Here is a 13,872-nt window from a genome sequence, read left to right as displayed (position 1 = left end):
GGTGTCGAATTAGGGGGCGGTTTAGGCCTTGCGGCGGAAGACGCGTTGGACAAATTGCCTGAACTGAGCGAGACGGACCTTGCGGTTGAGCCGCCGCATCGGGCCGTGGTAGGGCGATTCGGCCAGGCCTTCGCGCAGCCAGCGACGGGCGTCCTCGAGGTCCCCCGTTTGGAGCCGAGCCTCGGCGAGCTTGAGCCGGGCGGTCACGTTGTCGGGGGTCAGTTTCAGGCTGCGCTCGCAGTCCGTGGCCCCGTCGGCCAACTCGCCCATCGCCACGCGGGCCACACCCCGGCATAGCAGGGCGGCGGCGTAAAGCTCGTTGTTGCTCAGCAGCACATGGTCGGCCCCCGAGATCAACGGGTTGAGCAGCCGCACCGCGTCGTGGTGCATCTCCAGGTCGATGAGCAGCCCCGCCAGGTCGATGACCTGCTGGGCGTTCTGCCCCTCGCGTTCGAGTTCCTCGGCGACCCACAGCCGGGCACGCTCGTCGTCGCCGCGCTGATGGGCCGCGGTCGCCAAGCCCAGGTGGACGCCGGGCAGATCGGGGTCGAGTTGTCGGGCGCGTTCGTAACGGTCGATCGCCGCGGCGTAGTGGCTGTTGATCAGCGCCAGGTCGCCCAGGCGTTGCTGGGCGATGGCGAGGGTGCCGTCGCATTCCAATGCCCGGCGGTACTTCTCGCCGGCCTCGGCCAGGCGATCGGTCTCGAAAAGCATGTCGGCGAAGTCGAGCAGGGTGTCGGCATCGTCGGGGTCAAGCCGAAGCTGGCGTTGGTAGTGCAGCCGGGCCCGCTCGGTCTGCCCGCGCTGCTGATGCAGTATGGCGAGGCTGCGGTTGGCGTCCGGGTGGGCCGGGTCGAGTTGCAGGGCCTCGTGCCAGCACCAGGCGGCGCGGTCGTATTCGCCGCGGGACAGCAGCGATTGTGCGAGGTAGTCGTAGGCGATCGACTGCGTTTCGAGGTCGCTGTCGTAGAACGGCAGGCCGTCGTCCTGCGACGCGCTTTGCGGCTCGGACTCGCTCGGGTTGCTGCTTGTGGGTTCCGGGGCGTGCTGACGGGCGAGGTAGAACATCAGCTCGGCGTCGTCGTGCCGATCCAAAAGCGTGTATGCCAGGATCCGGTGCACATAGCCAAGCTCGGCGTTGGCGTCGAGCTGGTTCACGCGTTCCAGGGTTTTGATCGCCCGTTTGGGTTGGCCTGCCCGGATGAGGTCCACGCCCAGGTGCAGCAGGCCCGGGACGTCCTCGCCGCGGTGTTGGAGGGCTTTCTCGAAGGCCTCGGCCGCCTCGTCGTACCGCTGCAACGCGTCGAGGGTCAGCCCCAGCCCAAAGAGCCACTCGCCCTCGTCCGGGCGCTGGTCCAAGGCCTCACGCAATTCACGCAGCGCCTGCTCCCACTGGCCCGCCCGATAAAAGCGTTGGGCCCGTTCGGCATGTTCTTCGGCGTCGTTCCAATCGCTCATGGCAGAGGCTCGCGGCTTACGATAAGACTAAAACCACTGATACTCATTCCATCGACAATCGAGCCGTCTGGCTCACACCCGGATTATACGAACCCGCCACGCCCGATGATGATTCCCGCGACCTCAAAAACTAAAAAATCCACCAAGGCGTGGCGTCGGGTCTCGGCCCGTGTCGGCGTGGTGGGGGTGATGTCGTTGGGTGCAGTGATGTGGGGCTGCCAATCCCCGGAGATCGGCGACGAACCGGTCGCGGTCGAACTCCGCGAACTGCCCGCCGGGGTCGGCGACGCCTACCGCAGCCTGACCAGCACCAGCCTCAGCCTGGCCGAACGCACCGAGGCCGCGCGAACCCTGATCGAGATCGACGAGTTCTCCGCTGACCGCGCCCTGGCCTCGGCCCTCGGACGGGAGCAGCCCGAAGGGGTTTGGCGAGCGGTGCTCCAGGCCGTCTCGACCGACACCGGCGAGCCGCCGCGTGGCCTGTGGCGCCCGATGCTGGCGATGCTCTATTCGGTGGACGACGCCCTCGTGCCCGACGTGGTCCAGGCCATGGGGCGATACGACGACCCGATCCTGCTCCAAAGGCTGCATGCCGCCGCGACCTCGTCCTCGCTGCCGACCCGTGAACGTTCCCGAGCGATCGCCGCGATGGGCGAACAACGCGACCAGGCCACCGCGAGCGTCCTCATCGACCTGACCCGACTCACCGAGCCCGCCGGCGTCCAGGCCTCGGCTTACACCGCGCTGGCCTCACTGACCGCGATCGACGGGTTCGGCGAAGACCGCCAGGCGTGGCGTCTATGGTGGGACCAGGCCCGCAAGCTCGACGCGTTGTCCTGGCAGCAGCAGCTCGTCGACAATTTCGCCCGCAAGCTCGCCGCCGGCCGGGCGACCGACCAACAACTCGCCGAGAAGCTGCGCGAGGCCGAGCGGGCGCTCTATCAGGCGTCCTCGGCCGAGGATCAGGCCCGCGTGTTGACCTACATGCTCGGCAGCCCGCTCACCGCGACCAAGCTGCTCGCACTGGATCTGGCCCAGACCCGGATGGTGCGGGGGGTGGCGTTCGAGGAGCCGTTACGGGAAGCGTTGCGGGATTTGCTGGACGACGAGAGCTCGGCCGAGGTGCGGTGGGGCAGTGCCGAGGTGCTGCGTGACCTGGCCGACGAACCCGCGGCCGACATCGTGGCGCAGCGTCTGATCGATAACGAAGAACACGTCAACCGGGTCCGCTCGGCCTACCTCCAACTGTTGGCACGTATGCCCCGCAAGAACGTCACCAACACCGCCTACGACCTGCTCGAAGAGCCGGGCCTGCGTTCGGACGCCAGCGCGACCCTCGCCTCGATCAGCATGGCGCAGATGCTGACCCCCAAGCGTGCCGAGGCGGTACTACAACGGGTCCGTGGCTATCTCCAAGAGGGCCAGCGCCCGACGCCGTCGCTCGTCCGCCTGCTCGGCCGGGTCGGTGAAAACGAAGATTGGAAGATGATCGAGGGCTGGATCGACGACAACGACGATGTGATCCGCCAAGCCGCCGCGCAGGCGTGGGCCAACTCCGAAACGCGTTCGTTGGCCATCCTGGCCGAGCGGGTCGAGGACCCGATCATCCAGCCGATCGTGCTCCGCGCCGCCGCCGAGCGTGGCCAGGACCCCGAGACACTCCGCAAGCTCGCCGCCAATCCGCCCAGCCAACCCCAGGTCTTGCCGGTGTGGGAGCGGGCGCTGGTCGCCATGGCGGCCCAGGTCCCGCGTCGCGATGCACTGCTCACCGCCCAGCGTCTGTCCACCGATCACAAAGACCTGGCCCTGGTCGAGCGTTTCCTCATCGCCGCGATCGACCAAGGCATCCCCGAGGGCCCGGCGTTGGCTTCCTACCTCGAGCTGCGCATGGCCCGGGCCGAGAACCGCTTGGCCATGGGCGAGCCGGATCTCGCCATCATCGACTTCGAGTACCTGCTGCAGGACGGCCTGCCGGAGATGACCGACCCCCAACGGGATCAGCTCTACCGCGGTTTGATCCCCGCCTACCTCCAGGCCGACCGCATCGATAGCGCGTTCACCGCCGCCCGCGCCTTCTTCGCCGACCCGACCAACCCCGCGGGCATCGACCCCGCCGCCACCGACGATCCGCTCATGGGCCACTTCATCCGTGCGGGCCACCGCGCCGCCGACCTGGGCCGTATCGAAACCGCCAAGCAGATCGGCGACGGCCTCCGTCTTCTCCTGGGCCCGAACAACGACGGCGGCATCAAACCCGAACTGGCCCAGCAACTCAGGCTGCTGGACGAGAAGATTCAATCGGCGGGTTCCTCGTGATCAGACGAACGCCAAGCGAAACTCGAAGATATCATCCTTCTGATTTTTTCCCCGAAGTGTGATCTCTTTTATGCAAGATTTGAATCTCCAGGCACTTCTCCCCGACAAGTTCGACAAGCGGGGCATCCTCGAAGAAGAGCACTACAACGTTTGGGGGACGAACATCCTGAAAGGGCGGGACGGCAAGTACCACGCCATCTATTCGCGTTGGCCCAAGAGCCGGGGGCATATGGCGTGGGTCACCCACTCCGAGATCGCCCACTCGGTGTCGGACCATCTCGCCGGCCCTTACCGTTTCCAAAACCTGGTCCTGCCTCCGCGCGGCAAGCCCTATTGGGACGGCGACTGCACGCACAACCCGCACGTTGTCGAGCACGAAGGCAAGTACTACCTCTACCACATGGGCAACCACGGCAGCGGCTTCTGGGACGACACCCCCGAGACGCGCATGCCCGGGTTCGAAGAAGACCAGTGGTGGGTCAACCGCAACAACCAGCGCGTCGGCCTCGCGGTGGCCGAAGACTTGAACGGCCCCTGGGAGCGTTCCGACGCACCGCTGATCGACATCCAGCCCGGACGCCTGATCACCTCGACGCCCACCGCCACCCGCCGACCCGACGGCAAGTTCCTGCTCGTCTACAAGTACGTTGAAGACAACGGCGAACCCCGCGGCGGCCGGGTGATCCACGTTACTGCCCTCGGCGATTCGCCGACCGGGCCGTTTACCGACACCGGCGTCCCGTTCATCACCCACCCGACCGCGTTGTTTGCCATCGACGACCACGTCGAGGTGGTGGTCGATGGCAAGTACTACTGCATCGCCAAGGACTGCTACCAATCCTGGGGCGACTATCCGGCCGGCACGACGGTCCTATTCGAGTCGGACGCAACCGGCATGGATTGGAAACCAGCCAAACATTTCATGGTCTTGGAAGCTGGCGAGCTCTACTGGACCGACGGCAGCACCACCCTCTGCGAACGCACCGCCGACATGCCCAAGGTCTACACCGAAGACGGCGTACCCAAAGCACTGATCATCGCGGTGCTGCCCAAAGACAGCGAGATCTCTTTCGCGGTCATCCTCCCGCTCCAGGCGAACGCCTGATTCACAGGCTGGAGAGATGCAGGGTTAAGTTGGCGAAGGGCACTCGGGGAGGGGGTGAGGGGGCTGCCGGCACGCTGTTCGGCAGCGACTCCCCCCGTGAAACCACGGCATTTCGATGCCCGCCCGGTGACGCTATACTTCTGGCACTATGCAAACCCAAATCACCGGCAAAGCCTACGTCCTGGGCGACGATATCGACACCGACCAGATCATCCCGGCCGAGTACCTGGCCTACAACCCATCGATCCCCGAGGAACGCAAGTTCTTCGGCATGTACGCCAACATCGGCGTGCCCCAGGGCCAGCGCGGCCTGCCCGACGGCAACACCCCCTTCGTCGAAGAGGGCCAGTTCAAGACCGAGTACACCATCGTCATCGGCGGCAAGAACTTCGGATGCGGCTCGTCGCGTGAGCACGCGCCGCTCGCCATCGCCGAGGCCGGGGCCCAGGTCGTGGTGGCCGAGTTCTACGCCCGCATCTTCTTCCGCAACTGCGTCAACGGCGGGTACCTGCTGCCCTGCGAATCGCAGCAGCGTCTGGTCGAAGAAATCAGCACCGGCGACGAGTGCACTGTGGACATCGAGGCCGGCACGCTGACCAACAACACCAGCGGCAAGACCTATCCGCTCAACCCGCTGGGCGACGTGAAACCCATCATCGAGGCCGGCGGCGTGTTCGCCTATGCCCGCGAGAACGGGATGCTGCCTTCGGCCTAAGCAGGAGATAGCATGCAAGGGGGCTGGTTTTCTATTTTGTTCGAATTTTTAATGGAGTCGGTTTGGGATCGATTCGTACAGCCTGTACTAGATCGGGTTATTCCTCCCAAATCAGAACCTGAAACGGAACATCCGACATTACCGAGTTGCCCGCATTGTGGTGCAGAGATCAATGCGGACCGTGGGCCCGACCCGCTTCGCTGTTGGCGTTGCGCTCAGCTGCTAGAAACCCAAGAAATCTCATCGCAGGAATAAGTCTGTTGGGAATCGGGCTATGCTTTTCATCATAGCCAAGACCAATCTCAGCCTCCCCAAGGAATCACCAATGTCAGACGCCACCACTTCCGATGCGGCACTCACCGACGCCAGCTACCTCAAGGCCAAGCACGAGGCCGGCATGGTCTACGCCGACTACGTCCTGCACACCGACAAGCCCGCGCAGACCGAGGGATGGCAGGCTATCTACGACAAGGTGCAGCTCACCGATTCGCAGAAAGAGCTCCTGGGCTCGTTTGTCCGCGAGATCAACGTGATCGTCGTCTCGGGCATCTGGTGCGGCGACTGTGTCCGCCAGGGGCCGATGATCCAGAAGATCGCCGAGGCGTCCAACGGCAAGGTCAACCTCAAGTGGGTCGACCGCGACGAACACATCGACCTCCAGGAAAAGGTCAAGGTCAACGCCGGCAACCGCGTGCCCGTGGTGATCTTCGCCGCGGAAGACTTCGAACTGGTGGGCTGGGCGGGCGACAAGCTGCTCAGCCGATACCGCATCGCGGCGGCTCAGGCCCTGGGGGCCAACTGCCCGCTGCCTGGCGCCCCGGTGCCGCAGGAGGAGCTGGACGCCGAGGTGCAGGACTGGGTCGATCAGTTCGAGCGCGTCCACCTGCTGCTGCGTCTGAGCGGCCGGCTCCGCCAGAAACACGGCGATTGAATCCGCCGTCTCACTCATTCCGTGAGAACCCCACCGGCCCACTTCCAAGCGTGGGCTGTTTTTTGCGCGAAACGTCGGATTTCAATCCGAACCTTGCGTCAAATCTGACGTAATAGCCGTGTTGCGATCATGTTGCATCGCTTGCAGCAGCGAGGGCAGGGAGATACACTCCCGCGTCTTCTCGGGCGATTCCGGGTTTCTCCTGTCGCCCTCCCGATTTTTATAAGTCTAGTATTATGGAGTGATTGGGTGGCCAAATCCACGAAGAAGAAGTCCTCTCGCACAACGTCGGCGACCCGCAAAAAGACGACCAAGAAGAAGGCGGTGACCAAGAAGGTCACGAAGTCGACCAAGAAGGCTGCGCCCAAGAAGAAAGCCGCCAAGAAGGCCCCCGCTAAAAAGACGACCACCAAAAAGAAGGTGACCAAGAAGGCTCCCGCGAAGAAAGCGGCAACCAAGAAGGTCACCAAGAAAAAGGCGGTCAAGAAGGTGGCGAAGAAGAAAGTCGCCAAGAAGGCGGCATCCAAGAAAGTCACCAAGAAGAAGGTGACGAAAAAGAAGGCCGTCACCAAGAAGGCTCCCGCCAAGAAAAAAGTTGCCAAGAAAGCCCCGGCGAAGAAGGCGGTGACCAAGAAGCTGGCGAAGAAGGTCACCAAGAAAAAGACGACCAAGAAGAAATCCACCTTCAAGGCCCCGCGCGTGCCCTACGCGTCGCTCGCCGCCGCGCCCGCCCCGGCCTACAACCCCCAAGACCACGAGCCGCTGACCAACGCCCAGCTCCGCAAGATCAAGACCGGCCTGACCGCCAAGGACCTGCGCTTCTTCCGCCAGGAACTGCTCGAACGCCGGGCCGAGATCATCGGCGACGTTCAGGGGCTCGAGGCCGCCCGCAGCGGCAACTCCGGCGAGATCAGCCACATGCCCCTGCACATGGCCGACGTCGGCTCGGACAACTATGAGCAGGAGTTCACCCTCGGCCTCATGGAGTCGGAGCGCAAGACCATCCTCGAGATCGACGACGCCCTCCAACGCATCGTCGACAAGACCTACGGCGTCTGCATCGAATCGGGCAAGCCGATCTCCCGGCCGCGCCTCGAAGCCAAGCCCTGGGCCAAGTATTCGATCGAAGTCGCCCGGGAGCGTGAGCGTCGCCGCATGTGACCCGACCGCTGGAACGCGGAGATTTCGGTCTCCTAAACCAGCCGAGGCCCGCGACACCCCTACACTTGACGATGACCGACACGTCACCCGATCAATCGACACCCGAGCAAGCTCAGCCGATCCGTCTGGCCGGGCGCAGCGGCCGGGCGATTGTGTTTTTTGTTGGGGTGATCATCGTGGCCCTCGGCGTCGACCTCGGCCTGAAGTATTGGTCGTTTGACCATGTCGCGGGCCGCAAGGTGGTGCTCACCGAGGAAGTCACGCAAGACCACCGCGCCTTCTGGAGCAAGTACCCCCACGACGCGACCGTCGTGGTGCCCAAAGTCCTTGAGCTGCGCCTCACGACCAACACCGGGGCTGTCTTCGGTCTGGGCAAAGGCAACCGCGTGGCGTTCATCGCCGTGAGTATCGTGGCCACCGCGGTCATCGGCCTGATGTTCTGGCGCAGCCCCGCAAGGGCGTGGCTCTTGCACTTGGCACTGGGCATGATCCTCGCCGGGGCGCTGGGGAACCTCTACGACCGGGTGCTCTACCGGGCGGTTCGTGACATGCTGCACATGTTCCCGGGTGTGCATCTGCCGTTTGGCTTGGCGTGGCCGGGCGGCATCACCGAGGTCTGGCCGTGGATCTTCAACATCGCGGATGTCGCGCTCTTGGCGGGGGTGGGGCTGGTGTTGATCCTGACGTGGAAGACCGAAGTGGATTCGAAGTCGTCGGCCAAGTCCGCCGCGAAAGAAAAGCTCGCCACGGATTCTGCGGATTGACGCCGAGGCCGATCGGCACACTCCGGTTGAATCCCGGCAGCATTAACGCAAAGCATTCATCAAGGAACCCATGAGGCCTCGGCTCAGGGGGCCGTTGTCGCCTCGCTCCGGGTGCCATTGAACACCCAGATAGAACGGGCGACCGGGGTTGTCCACCGCTTCGATGATGCCGTCTTCCGCGACCGCCACCACGCGCAGCGTGCCCGCGTCGGCGATGGCCTGTTGGTGGTTGGAGTGGGTGATCGCCTCGGCCTCGGTGGTGGGGGGCTGGAGCACGCTGTCGTCGACCGTGACGCGGATGGCGTGGTCGTTCTTGCGGTGGCGTTCGACGACGTCGGAGGCGTGGGTGTCGGGCAGGTATTGGTTGAGGGTGCCGCCGTGGTGGAGGGTGAGCAGCTGCATACCCAGGCAGACGCCCAGCAGCGGGCCTTGGGGCTTCACGTGGTCCCATTCGGCTAGCAACGCCAGCTCAAACGCTTGGCGGGCCGGGTCCATCACTCGGGCCTTGGGGTGGACCGGAGCGTGGCCCGGCCAATCAGCGGGAAGCGTGGACGTGTCGGGATCGACTCCGCCGGTGAGGATCAACCCGTCGCAGCGCTGAACGTAATCGGGCACCCGCGAAATCTCGTGCGGCAGCAGCACCGGCACGCCACCCGCCTCGGCCACCGCACGGCTGTAGCCCACGCCGACCTCGTACTTGCCCGAGGCGAGGGTGTTCTCGACGTTATCCAGTGTGATGCCGATGAGCGGACGGAGCATGGGCTTACTGTACCGGGTGGGTTAGGCTGTGGCGATGAAGATGCTTTGCCCGGAACGTTTAGACGCCGCCGTGATCTTTATGCAGGAAAACGCGCGGCCGTTGGAGCGAGAGCTGTTTCGTTTGGAGCAAAGCAAAGGTTCGGCCGAAGACGTGCTGCGTGAGCTCGCCGCGTATCAGAACGACGACGGTGGCTACGGCCACGGGCTGGAACCCGATGCCCGCAGCGCGTTGTCTTCAGTGCTCGACACCACCTGTGCCCTGCAGGTTCTTCGCCGGCTCAAGACCGCGCCGGACCACCCGCAGGTGCAGCAGGCTCTGGAGTATCTCGAATCGGCATTCGACTCTGAGCTCGGGCTTTGGCCCATCCGGCCGATGATGCCCGCGGGCACGCCCGCCGCGCCGTGGTGGACGTATCGCGATTCCGAGCACTGGGCGGAGAAAGTGGCCGAGGGGGCCTTGAACCCGACGGCCGAGGCCTTGGGGTATTGGATTGAATTTGGCGGAGACGCGCAGCCGCCGTTTATCGAACAAGCCGAAAGCACCGTCCGGGCATACCTTGGCCAACACCGCAACGCCCTGGAGATGCACGATCTCATGTGCGTGGCCCGCTTGGCGCGGACGCCCGGCCTCGAGCCCGAGTGGGCGGCGGAGTTGATGGAACGTGTGGCCCGGGAAACGGCCACTCAAGTGCCAACCGACCCGGCCCAGTGGACCGCCTACGGCCTGCGCCCCTGGGGTGTGGCTGAAGCCCCGGGCGATCCGGCCTTGGCAGAGCTTCCCTCGGGGCTGTTGGACGCGATGCTGGACCACGACATCGATGGGCAGGGAACCGACGGGGCCTGGGCGCCGTCCTGGGACTGGCACGGCTTGCATACCGACGAGTGGCCCCACGCCGCTCGGGCGGCGAAGGGTCTCCTGACCGAGCAGATGTTGCGTGTGCTTCGAAACTTCGGGCGGATCGAGGCGTAGCCGAGGGAGGCCGAGGGGGCGGTCAAAGGGGCCTCCGGGTTGCTACACTGTGCGGCTCACCGGAAGAGGAAGCCAACCCGTGCGTTACATCAGCACCCGCGGCGCTGCGGCCCCGCTCGAATTCGAAGACGTGTTGCTCGAGGGCCTGGCCCGCGACGGGGGGCTGTACGTGCCCGAGTCGTGGCCGACGATCAGCCCCGATGAGATCGCGGCGATGGCGGATTGGCCCTACGAGAAGGTCGCCCAGCGAATCATGCAGCCCTTTGTGCCCGCCGAGCTGGCCGAGGCACTGCCGGGGATTATCGAGAAGGCTTACGGCACCTTCCGCAGCGACGCGGTCACCCCCATGATCTCGCTGGGCGGGATCCAGGACGGCCTGCACCTCATGGAGCTCTTCCACGGCCCGACGCTGGCGTTCAAAGACGTCGCCATGCAGGTCCTCGGCGGGCTGTTCGAACACGTGCTCGCCAAGCGGGACGAACGCGTCACCATCATCGGCGCCACCTCGGGCGACACCGGCAGCGCCGCGATCGAAGCGGTCCGCGGCCGGGAGCGGGCGAGAATATTCATCCTGCACCCCCACGGCCGAACGTCGGACGTGCAGCGCAAGCAGATGACCACGGTCGATGCGCCCAACGTGTTCAACATCGCGCTCGAAGGCACGTTCGACGATTGCCAAAACCTGCTCAAGGCGATGTTCAACGACGAGACCTTCCGCGACCGCGTCAGCATGTCCGGCGTGAACAGCATCAACTGGGCACGCCTGATGCCGCAGATCGTCTACTACTTCATCGCCGCGCTGAAACTCCACGGCCCCGACGCCGCGACCAAGCCCACCAGCTTCAGCGTGCCCACCGGCAACTTCGGCGACATCTACGCGGGCTACGCCGCGGCGAAGATGGGCCTGCCCGTCGAACGCCTGGTCATCGCCAGCAACCAGAACGACATCCTTACCCGTGTGATGAACACCGGCGAGCACACGCTCGGCCCCGTCGCCAAGACGATCGCCCCGTCGATGGACATCCAGATCAGCAGTAACTTCGAGCGCCTGATGTTCGACATGCTCGGCCGAGACGGCGGGGCGGTGGCGCAGAAGATGAGCCAACTCAAAGACGACGGCACCTTCACGCTGCCCGAGGCTTCGCTCGATACGGTCCGTGGCCTCTTCGGCGCCCACCGGGCGGACGAGCAGGAAACGCTCGACGCCATGAAGCGGGCCCACGACGTCACCGGCGAGCTGCTGGACCCGCACACCGCGATCGGTGTCGTCGCCGCGTTGGCCGACATGCAGTCCCACCCCAGCGAATCGAGCACGCCCATGGTCGTGCTGGGTACCGCCCACCCCGCGAAGTTCCCCGCCGCCGTCGAACGCGCGACCGGCCAGACCCCGCCGTTGCCCGAGTTCCTCGGCGATCTGTACGAGCGCGAAGAACGCTACGACGTTCTGCCCAACGACCTCGCCGCGGTGCAGGCCTACGTGGCCGAGCGGGTCTGAACCTTCCGGGGATTGAATCGCCGCGAACCCATACGCGGCTGCCACAGGTTGTAGTGACATGGCCCAACCCAAACCGACGCCTGTGCTCACCGTCGAGGACATCGACCGCCTCTGGGCCAACGCCGCCAAACCCGAAGACTACGCGTCTCTGCGTTCGCACTCCGTGATACAAGACGGCGAGCCCGCGCAGCTGCCCGAGGACATTGTCGAGTTTGCACGCCAGTCCGCCGACACCTTGGCGGGGCGTCGGCGACGCCGTCGCCGGGGTGGGCGCAACCGCAGCAAATCGTCGAAAAAGCCCTCATCCAACCGGCCATCGTTTGAGTGGATCGAAGACACGATCGATGAACTCATGGAGGCGCTGGATGTACCGCACGAAGTCTACGAGGTCGCGTCGCACACGGTGATCCTGCATGTCAACGACGATGATGTCGCGGGCTACCCGCCGCTTCCCGAAGGCTACGGCTACAAGGGCGGGGTGGCCCGCAAGGCCGTCGCCCGGACGCTACGTCTGCCGATCTCGACCGCAGCGGTGCGTGACATCGACCTGTTGCGTGCCGCCGACACCTCGGCCGACCACGACCGCGAACTCGCTGAAAAGTACATGACCGACGACCTGATCCACGGCGACGCTAAGGTCGAAGCCATCGTCACCCCCAAAGACTATTTCACCACCCGCGAAGTCACGGTCAACCAGGCGTGGTTCCTCGGCAGCGAGATCCAGATCACCCACCTGGGCCTGCTCGACATGATCGGCGGGATCGTCCGCGTGACTCAGGGCCACCTCAACCAGAACTTCGGCCGGGTGCATCCGATCGTGGCGTTCAAAATCCTGCGTTTTGCCGCGGCGATGAAAGCTGAGGGCCGTGAGCCGGTGATCCCGCCGTTCCGCGTGAACTACCGCCGTCGCCCGCACCCGTTCTCGTTTTTCCTGGCTTTGCAGCTCAGCCGTGCGTTCGAAGCGGGCGAAGTAGTCGCGTCGATCTACCTCGACTACGCTCGGCAGTGGAACCTGCTGGAGAAGGCGGAGCTCGAAGAAGACGTGACTGCTCGCGACGCTACCGATATTCTCAAAGAGCGTCTCGAAGACTACCACCTCGAATTCCCGACCGGGGAGTGACGGTCAAGTCACTCACAACATCATGTCCGATTCCAACAAGATGACGGTTCATCAGATCGCGTTGGCGATCGCCATGCTCGGCCTGTCGTGGGTGGGCATGATGGTGGTCCACGAACTCGGCCATGTGATCGGCGGCATGCTCACCGGCGGCACCGTGCAACGCGTGGTCTTGCCCGTACTGGGCTTTTCACGGACCGACGTGAAACCCAACCCCTCGCCGGGCATCGTGGTGTGGGCCGGGCCCGTGATAGGGGTCTTGCTGCCGCTGGCGATGTGGGGCTTGTCGCGTCTTCCGAAGTTGTCTTACTTCGAACCCGCGATGCGATTCTTCGCCGGTTTCTGTCTCGTGGCCAATGGCGCGTACATCGCGCTGGGCACGTTCGAGCGCGTCGGCGATGTCGACGTCATGCTCAGCACCGGCACACCCGAGTGGGTGTTGTGGCTGTTTGGCGCGATCACAGCCCCGTTTGGCTTTTTCATGTGGCATGGCCTCGGGGCACGGTTCGGCCTCTCGCGTCTACGCAGTCATTGGCTCGCGTGGATTCTGCTCGCAGTAACCGTAGCCCTGTGTTTTGTGGATATTGAAATCGAACTTCATCACTAAGTGTCAGTCGGTTTCGGATTCTTCGTGATACTTCACATGTCCGTCGGCGTAGCCAATTACACCTGATTCATAGGCTACCGTTTCATCATCCCGAACTTCGAACAGGATTCCCACATCAGAAGAATCCATTAGCTGACCAAAAGATTCTTTTGGTTGACGCAGATAATAGGTTTGAAACCCTTTTCGAGGATTGGCTAGGGGGGTGTTCTGAAATTCGGCATTATTGGGAACCCCCATGTACATCTTGAATGCAGGATAAGACAGACTCGGCGGTAAGGATTGATAATCCGTGAAATAGACGTATAAGCCGAGATAGATTTGCTTCATTTGGCTTTGCGAAGCCACTTTTTCATCAAGACTATTTCGAGCCTTTAAGTCGAACAACAGCCCTCGAATGAGGAAGCCGACAAAAAGAAGAATGGAGATTACGGCAGTTATCCGTAGCCAACGATTAACTGTGTTCTTGTTCATAGC

The 13,872-nt window shown here is 63.9% G+C and carries 13 protein-coding genes; 10 read left to right on the top strand and 3 right to left on the bottom strand.

The features are described from left to right. Nucleotides 1-21: 21 nt before the first annotated feature. Complete coding sequence (locus HNQ40_RS02435; RefSeq protein ID WP_184676034.1) at nucleotides 22-1,458, bottom strand: tetratricopeptide repeat protein; 1,437 nt, start codon at nucleotides 1,456-1,458, stop codon at nucleotides 22-24. Between the two features lie 105 nt (nucleotides 1,459-1,563). Between HNQ40_RS02435 and HNQ40_RS02430 the strand changes: the two genes are divergently transcribed. From HNQ40_RS02430 to HNQ40_RS02405, 6 genes are all read left to right on the top strand, one after another. After that, nucleotides 1,564-3,774, top strand: coding sequence for a hypothetical protein (locus tag HNQ40_RS02430; RefSeq protein WP_184676033.1), 2,211 nt, complete (start codon nucleotides 1,564-1,566; stop codon nucleotides 3,772-3,774). Nucleotides 3,775-3,844: 70 nt separating this feature from the next. Then, nucleotides 3,845-4,879, top strand: a complete 1,035-nt coding sequence (locus tag HNQ40_RS02425) for a glycoside hydrolase family protein (RefSeq protein WP_184676031.1) — start codon at nucleotides 3,845-3,847, stop codon at nucleotides 4,877-4,879. 148 nt (nucleotides 4,880-5,027) lie between these two features. Continuing rightward, complete coding sequence (locus HNQ40_RS02420) at nucleotides 5,028-5,594, top strand: 3-isopropylmalate dehydratase (RefSeq protein WP_184676029.1); 567 nt, start codon at nucleotides 5,028-5,030, stop codon at nucleotides 5,592-5,594. A 274-nt stretch (nucleotides 5,595-5,868) separates the two neighbouring features. After that, nucleotides 5,869-6,525: a thioredoxin family protein gene (locus HNQ40_RS02415; protein WP_221435344.1), complete on the top strand. Its 657-nt coding sequence runs from the start codon at nucleotides 5,869-5,871 to the stop codon at nucleotides 6,523-6,525. A gap of 249 nt (nucleotides 6,526-6,774) precedes the next feature. Further along, on the top strand, nucleotides 6,775-7,686 hold the full coding sequence (locus HNQ40_RS18575) for a TraR/DksA family transcriptional regulator (RefSeq protein ID WP_184676025.1): 912 nt from the start codon (nucleotides 6,775-6,777) through the stop codon (nucleotides 7,684-7,686). Between the two features lie 71 nt (nucleotides 7,687-7,757). Next, a complete protein-coding gene (locus HNQ40_RS02405) occupies nucleotides 7,758-8,450 on the top strand; it encodes a signal peptidase II (RefSeq protein WP_184676023.1) in 693 nt (230 codons plus the stop codon). A 42-nt stretch (nucleotides 8,451-8,492) separates the two neighbouring features. Here the strand turns inward: HNQ40_RS02405 and HNQ40_RS02400 are convergent, their stop codons facing one another. Then, the gene (locus tag HNQ40_RS02400) at nucleotides 8,493-9,209 is read right to left on the bottom strand and encodes a gamma-glutamyl-gamma-aminobutyrate hydrolase family protein (protein WP_184676021.1); all 717 of its coding nucleotides are present in this window, start codon (nucleotides 9,207-9,209) and stop codon (nucleotides 8,493-8,495) included. 34 nt (nucleotides 9,210-9,243) lie between these two features. Between HNQ40_RS02400 and HNQ40_RS02395 the strand changes: the two genes are divergently transcribed. From HNQ40_RS02395 to HNQ40_RS02380, 4 genes are all read left to right on the top strand, one after another. Next, the gene (locus tag HNQ40_RS02395) at nucleotides 9,244-10,179 is read left to right on the top strand and encodes a hypothetical protein (protein WP_184676019.1); all 936 of its coding nucleotides are present in this window, start codon (nucleotides 9,244-9,246) and stop codon (nucleotides 10,177-10,179) included. 79 nt (nucleotides 10,180-10,258) lie between these two features. Then, nucleotides 10,259-11,674 carry a threonine synthase gene (thrC, locus tag HNQ40_RS02390; protein WP_184676018.1) on the top strand — a complete coding sequence of 472 codons (1,416 nt, stop codon included), beginning with the start codon at nucleotides 10,259-10,261 and terminating at the stop codon, nucleotides 11,672-11,674. Nucleotides 11,675-11,732: 58 nt separating this feature from the next. Next, nucleotides 11,733-12,794 carry a hypothetical protein gene (locus HNQ40_RS02385; RefSeq protein WP_184676016.1) on the top strand — a complete coding sequence of 354 codons (1,062 nt, stop codon included), beginning with the start codon at nucleotides 11,733-11,735 and terminating at the stop codon, nucleotides 12,792-12,794. Between the two features lie 22 nt (nucleotides 12,795-12,816). Continuing rightward, nucleotides 12,817-13,398 (top strand): hypothetical protein, encoded by a 582-nt coding sequence (locus tag HNQ40_RS02380; protein WP_184676014.1) that lies wholly within the window; start codon nucleotides 12,817-12,819, stop codon nucleotides 13,396-13,398. 3 nt (nucleotides 13,399-13,401) lie between these two features. Here the strand turns inward: HNQ40_RS02380 and HNQ40_RS02375 are convergent, their stop codons facing one another. Beyond that, on the bottom strand, nucleotides 13,402-13,869 hold the full coding sequence (locus HNQ40_RS02375) for a hypothetical protein (protein ID WP_184676012.1): 468 nt from the start codon (nucleotides 13,867-13,869) through the stop codon (nucleotides 13,402-13,404). Between the last annotated feature and the right edge of the window lie 3 nt (nucleotides 13,870-13,872).

The sequence above is a fragment of the Algisphaera agarilytica genome, assembly GCF_014207595.1.
GTDB lineage: Bacteria > Planctomycetota > Phycisphaerae > Phycisphaerales > Phycisphaeraceae > Algisphaera > Algisphaera agarilytica.
Note: the sequence above shows the minus strand (reverse complement) of the source record. Positions and strands in the feature narration are given on the sequence as shown.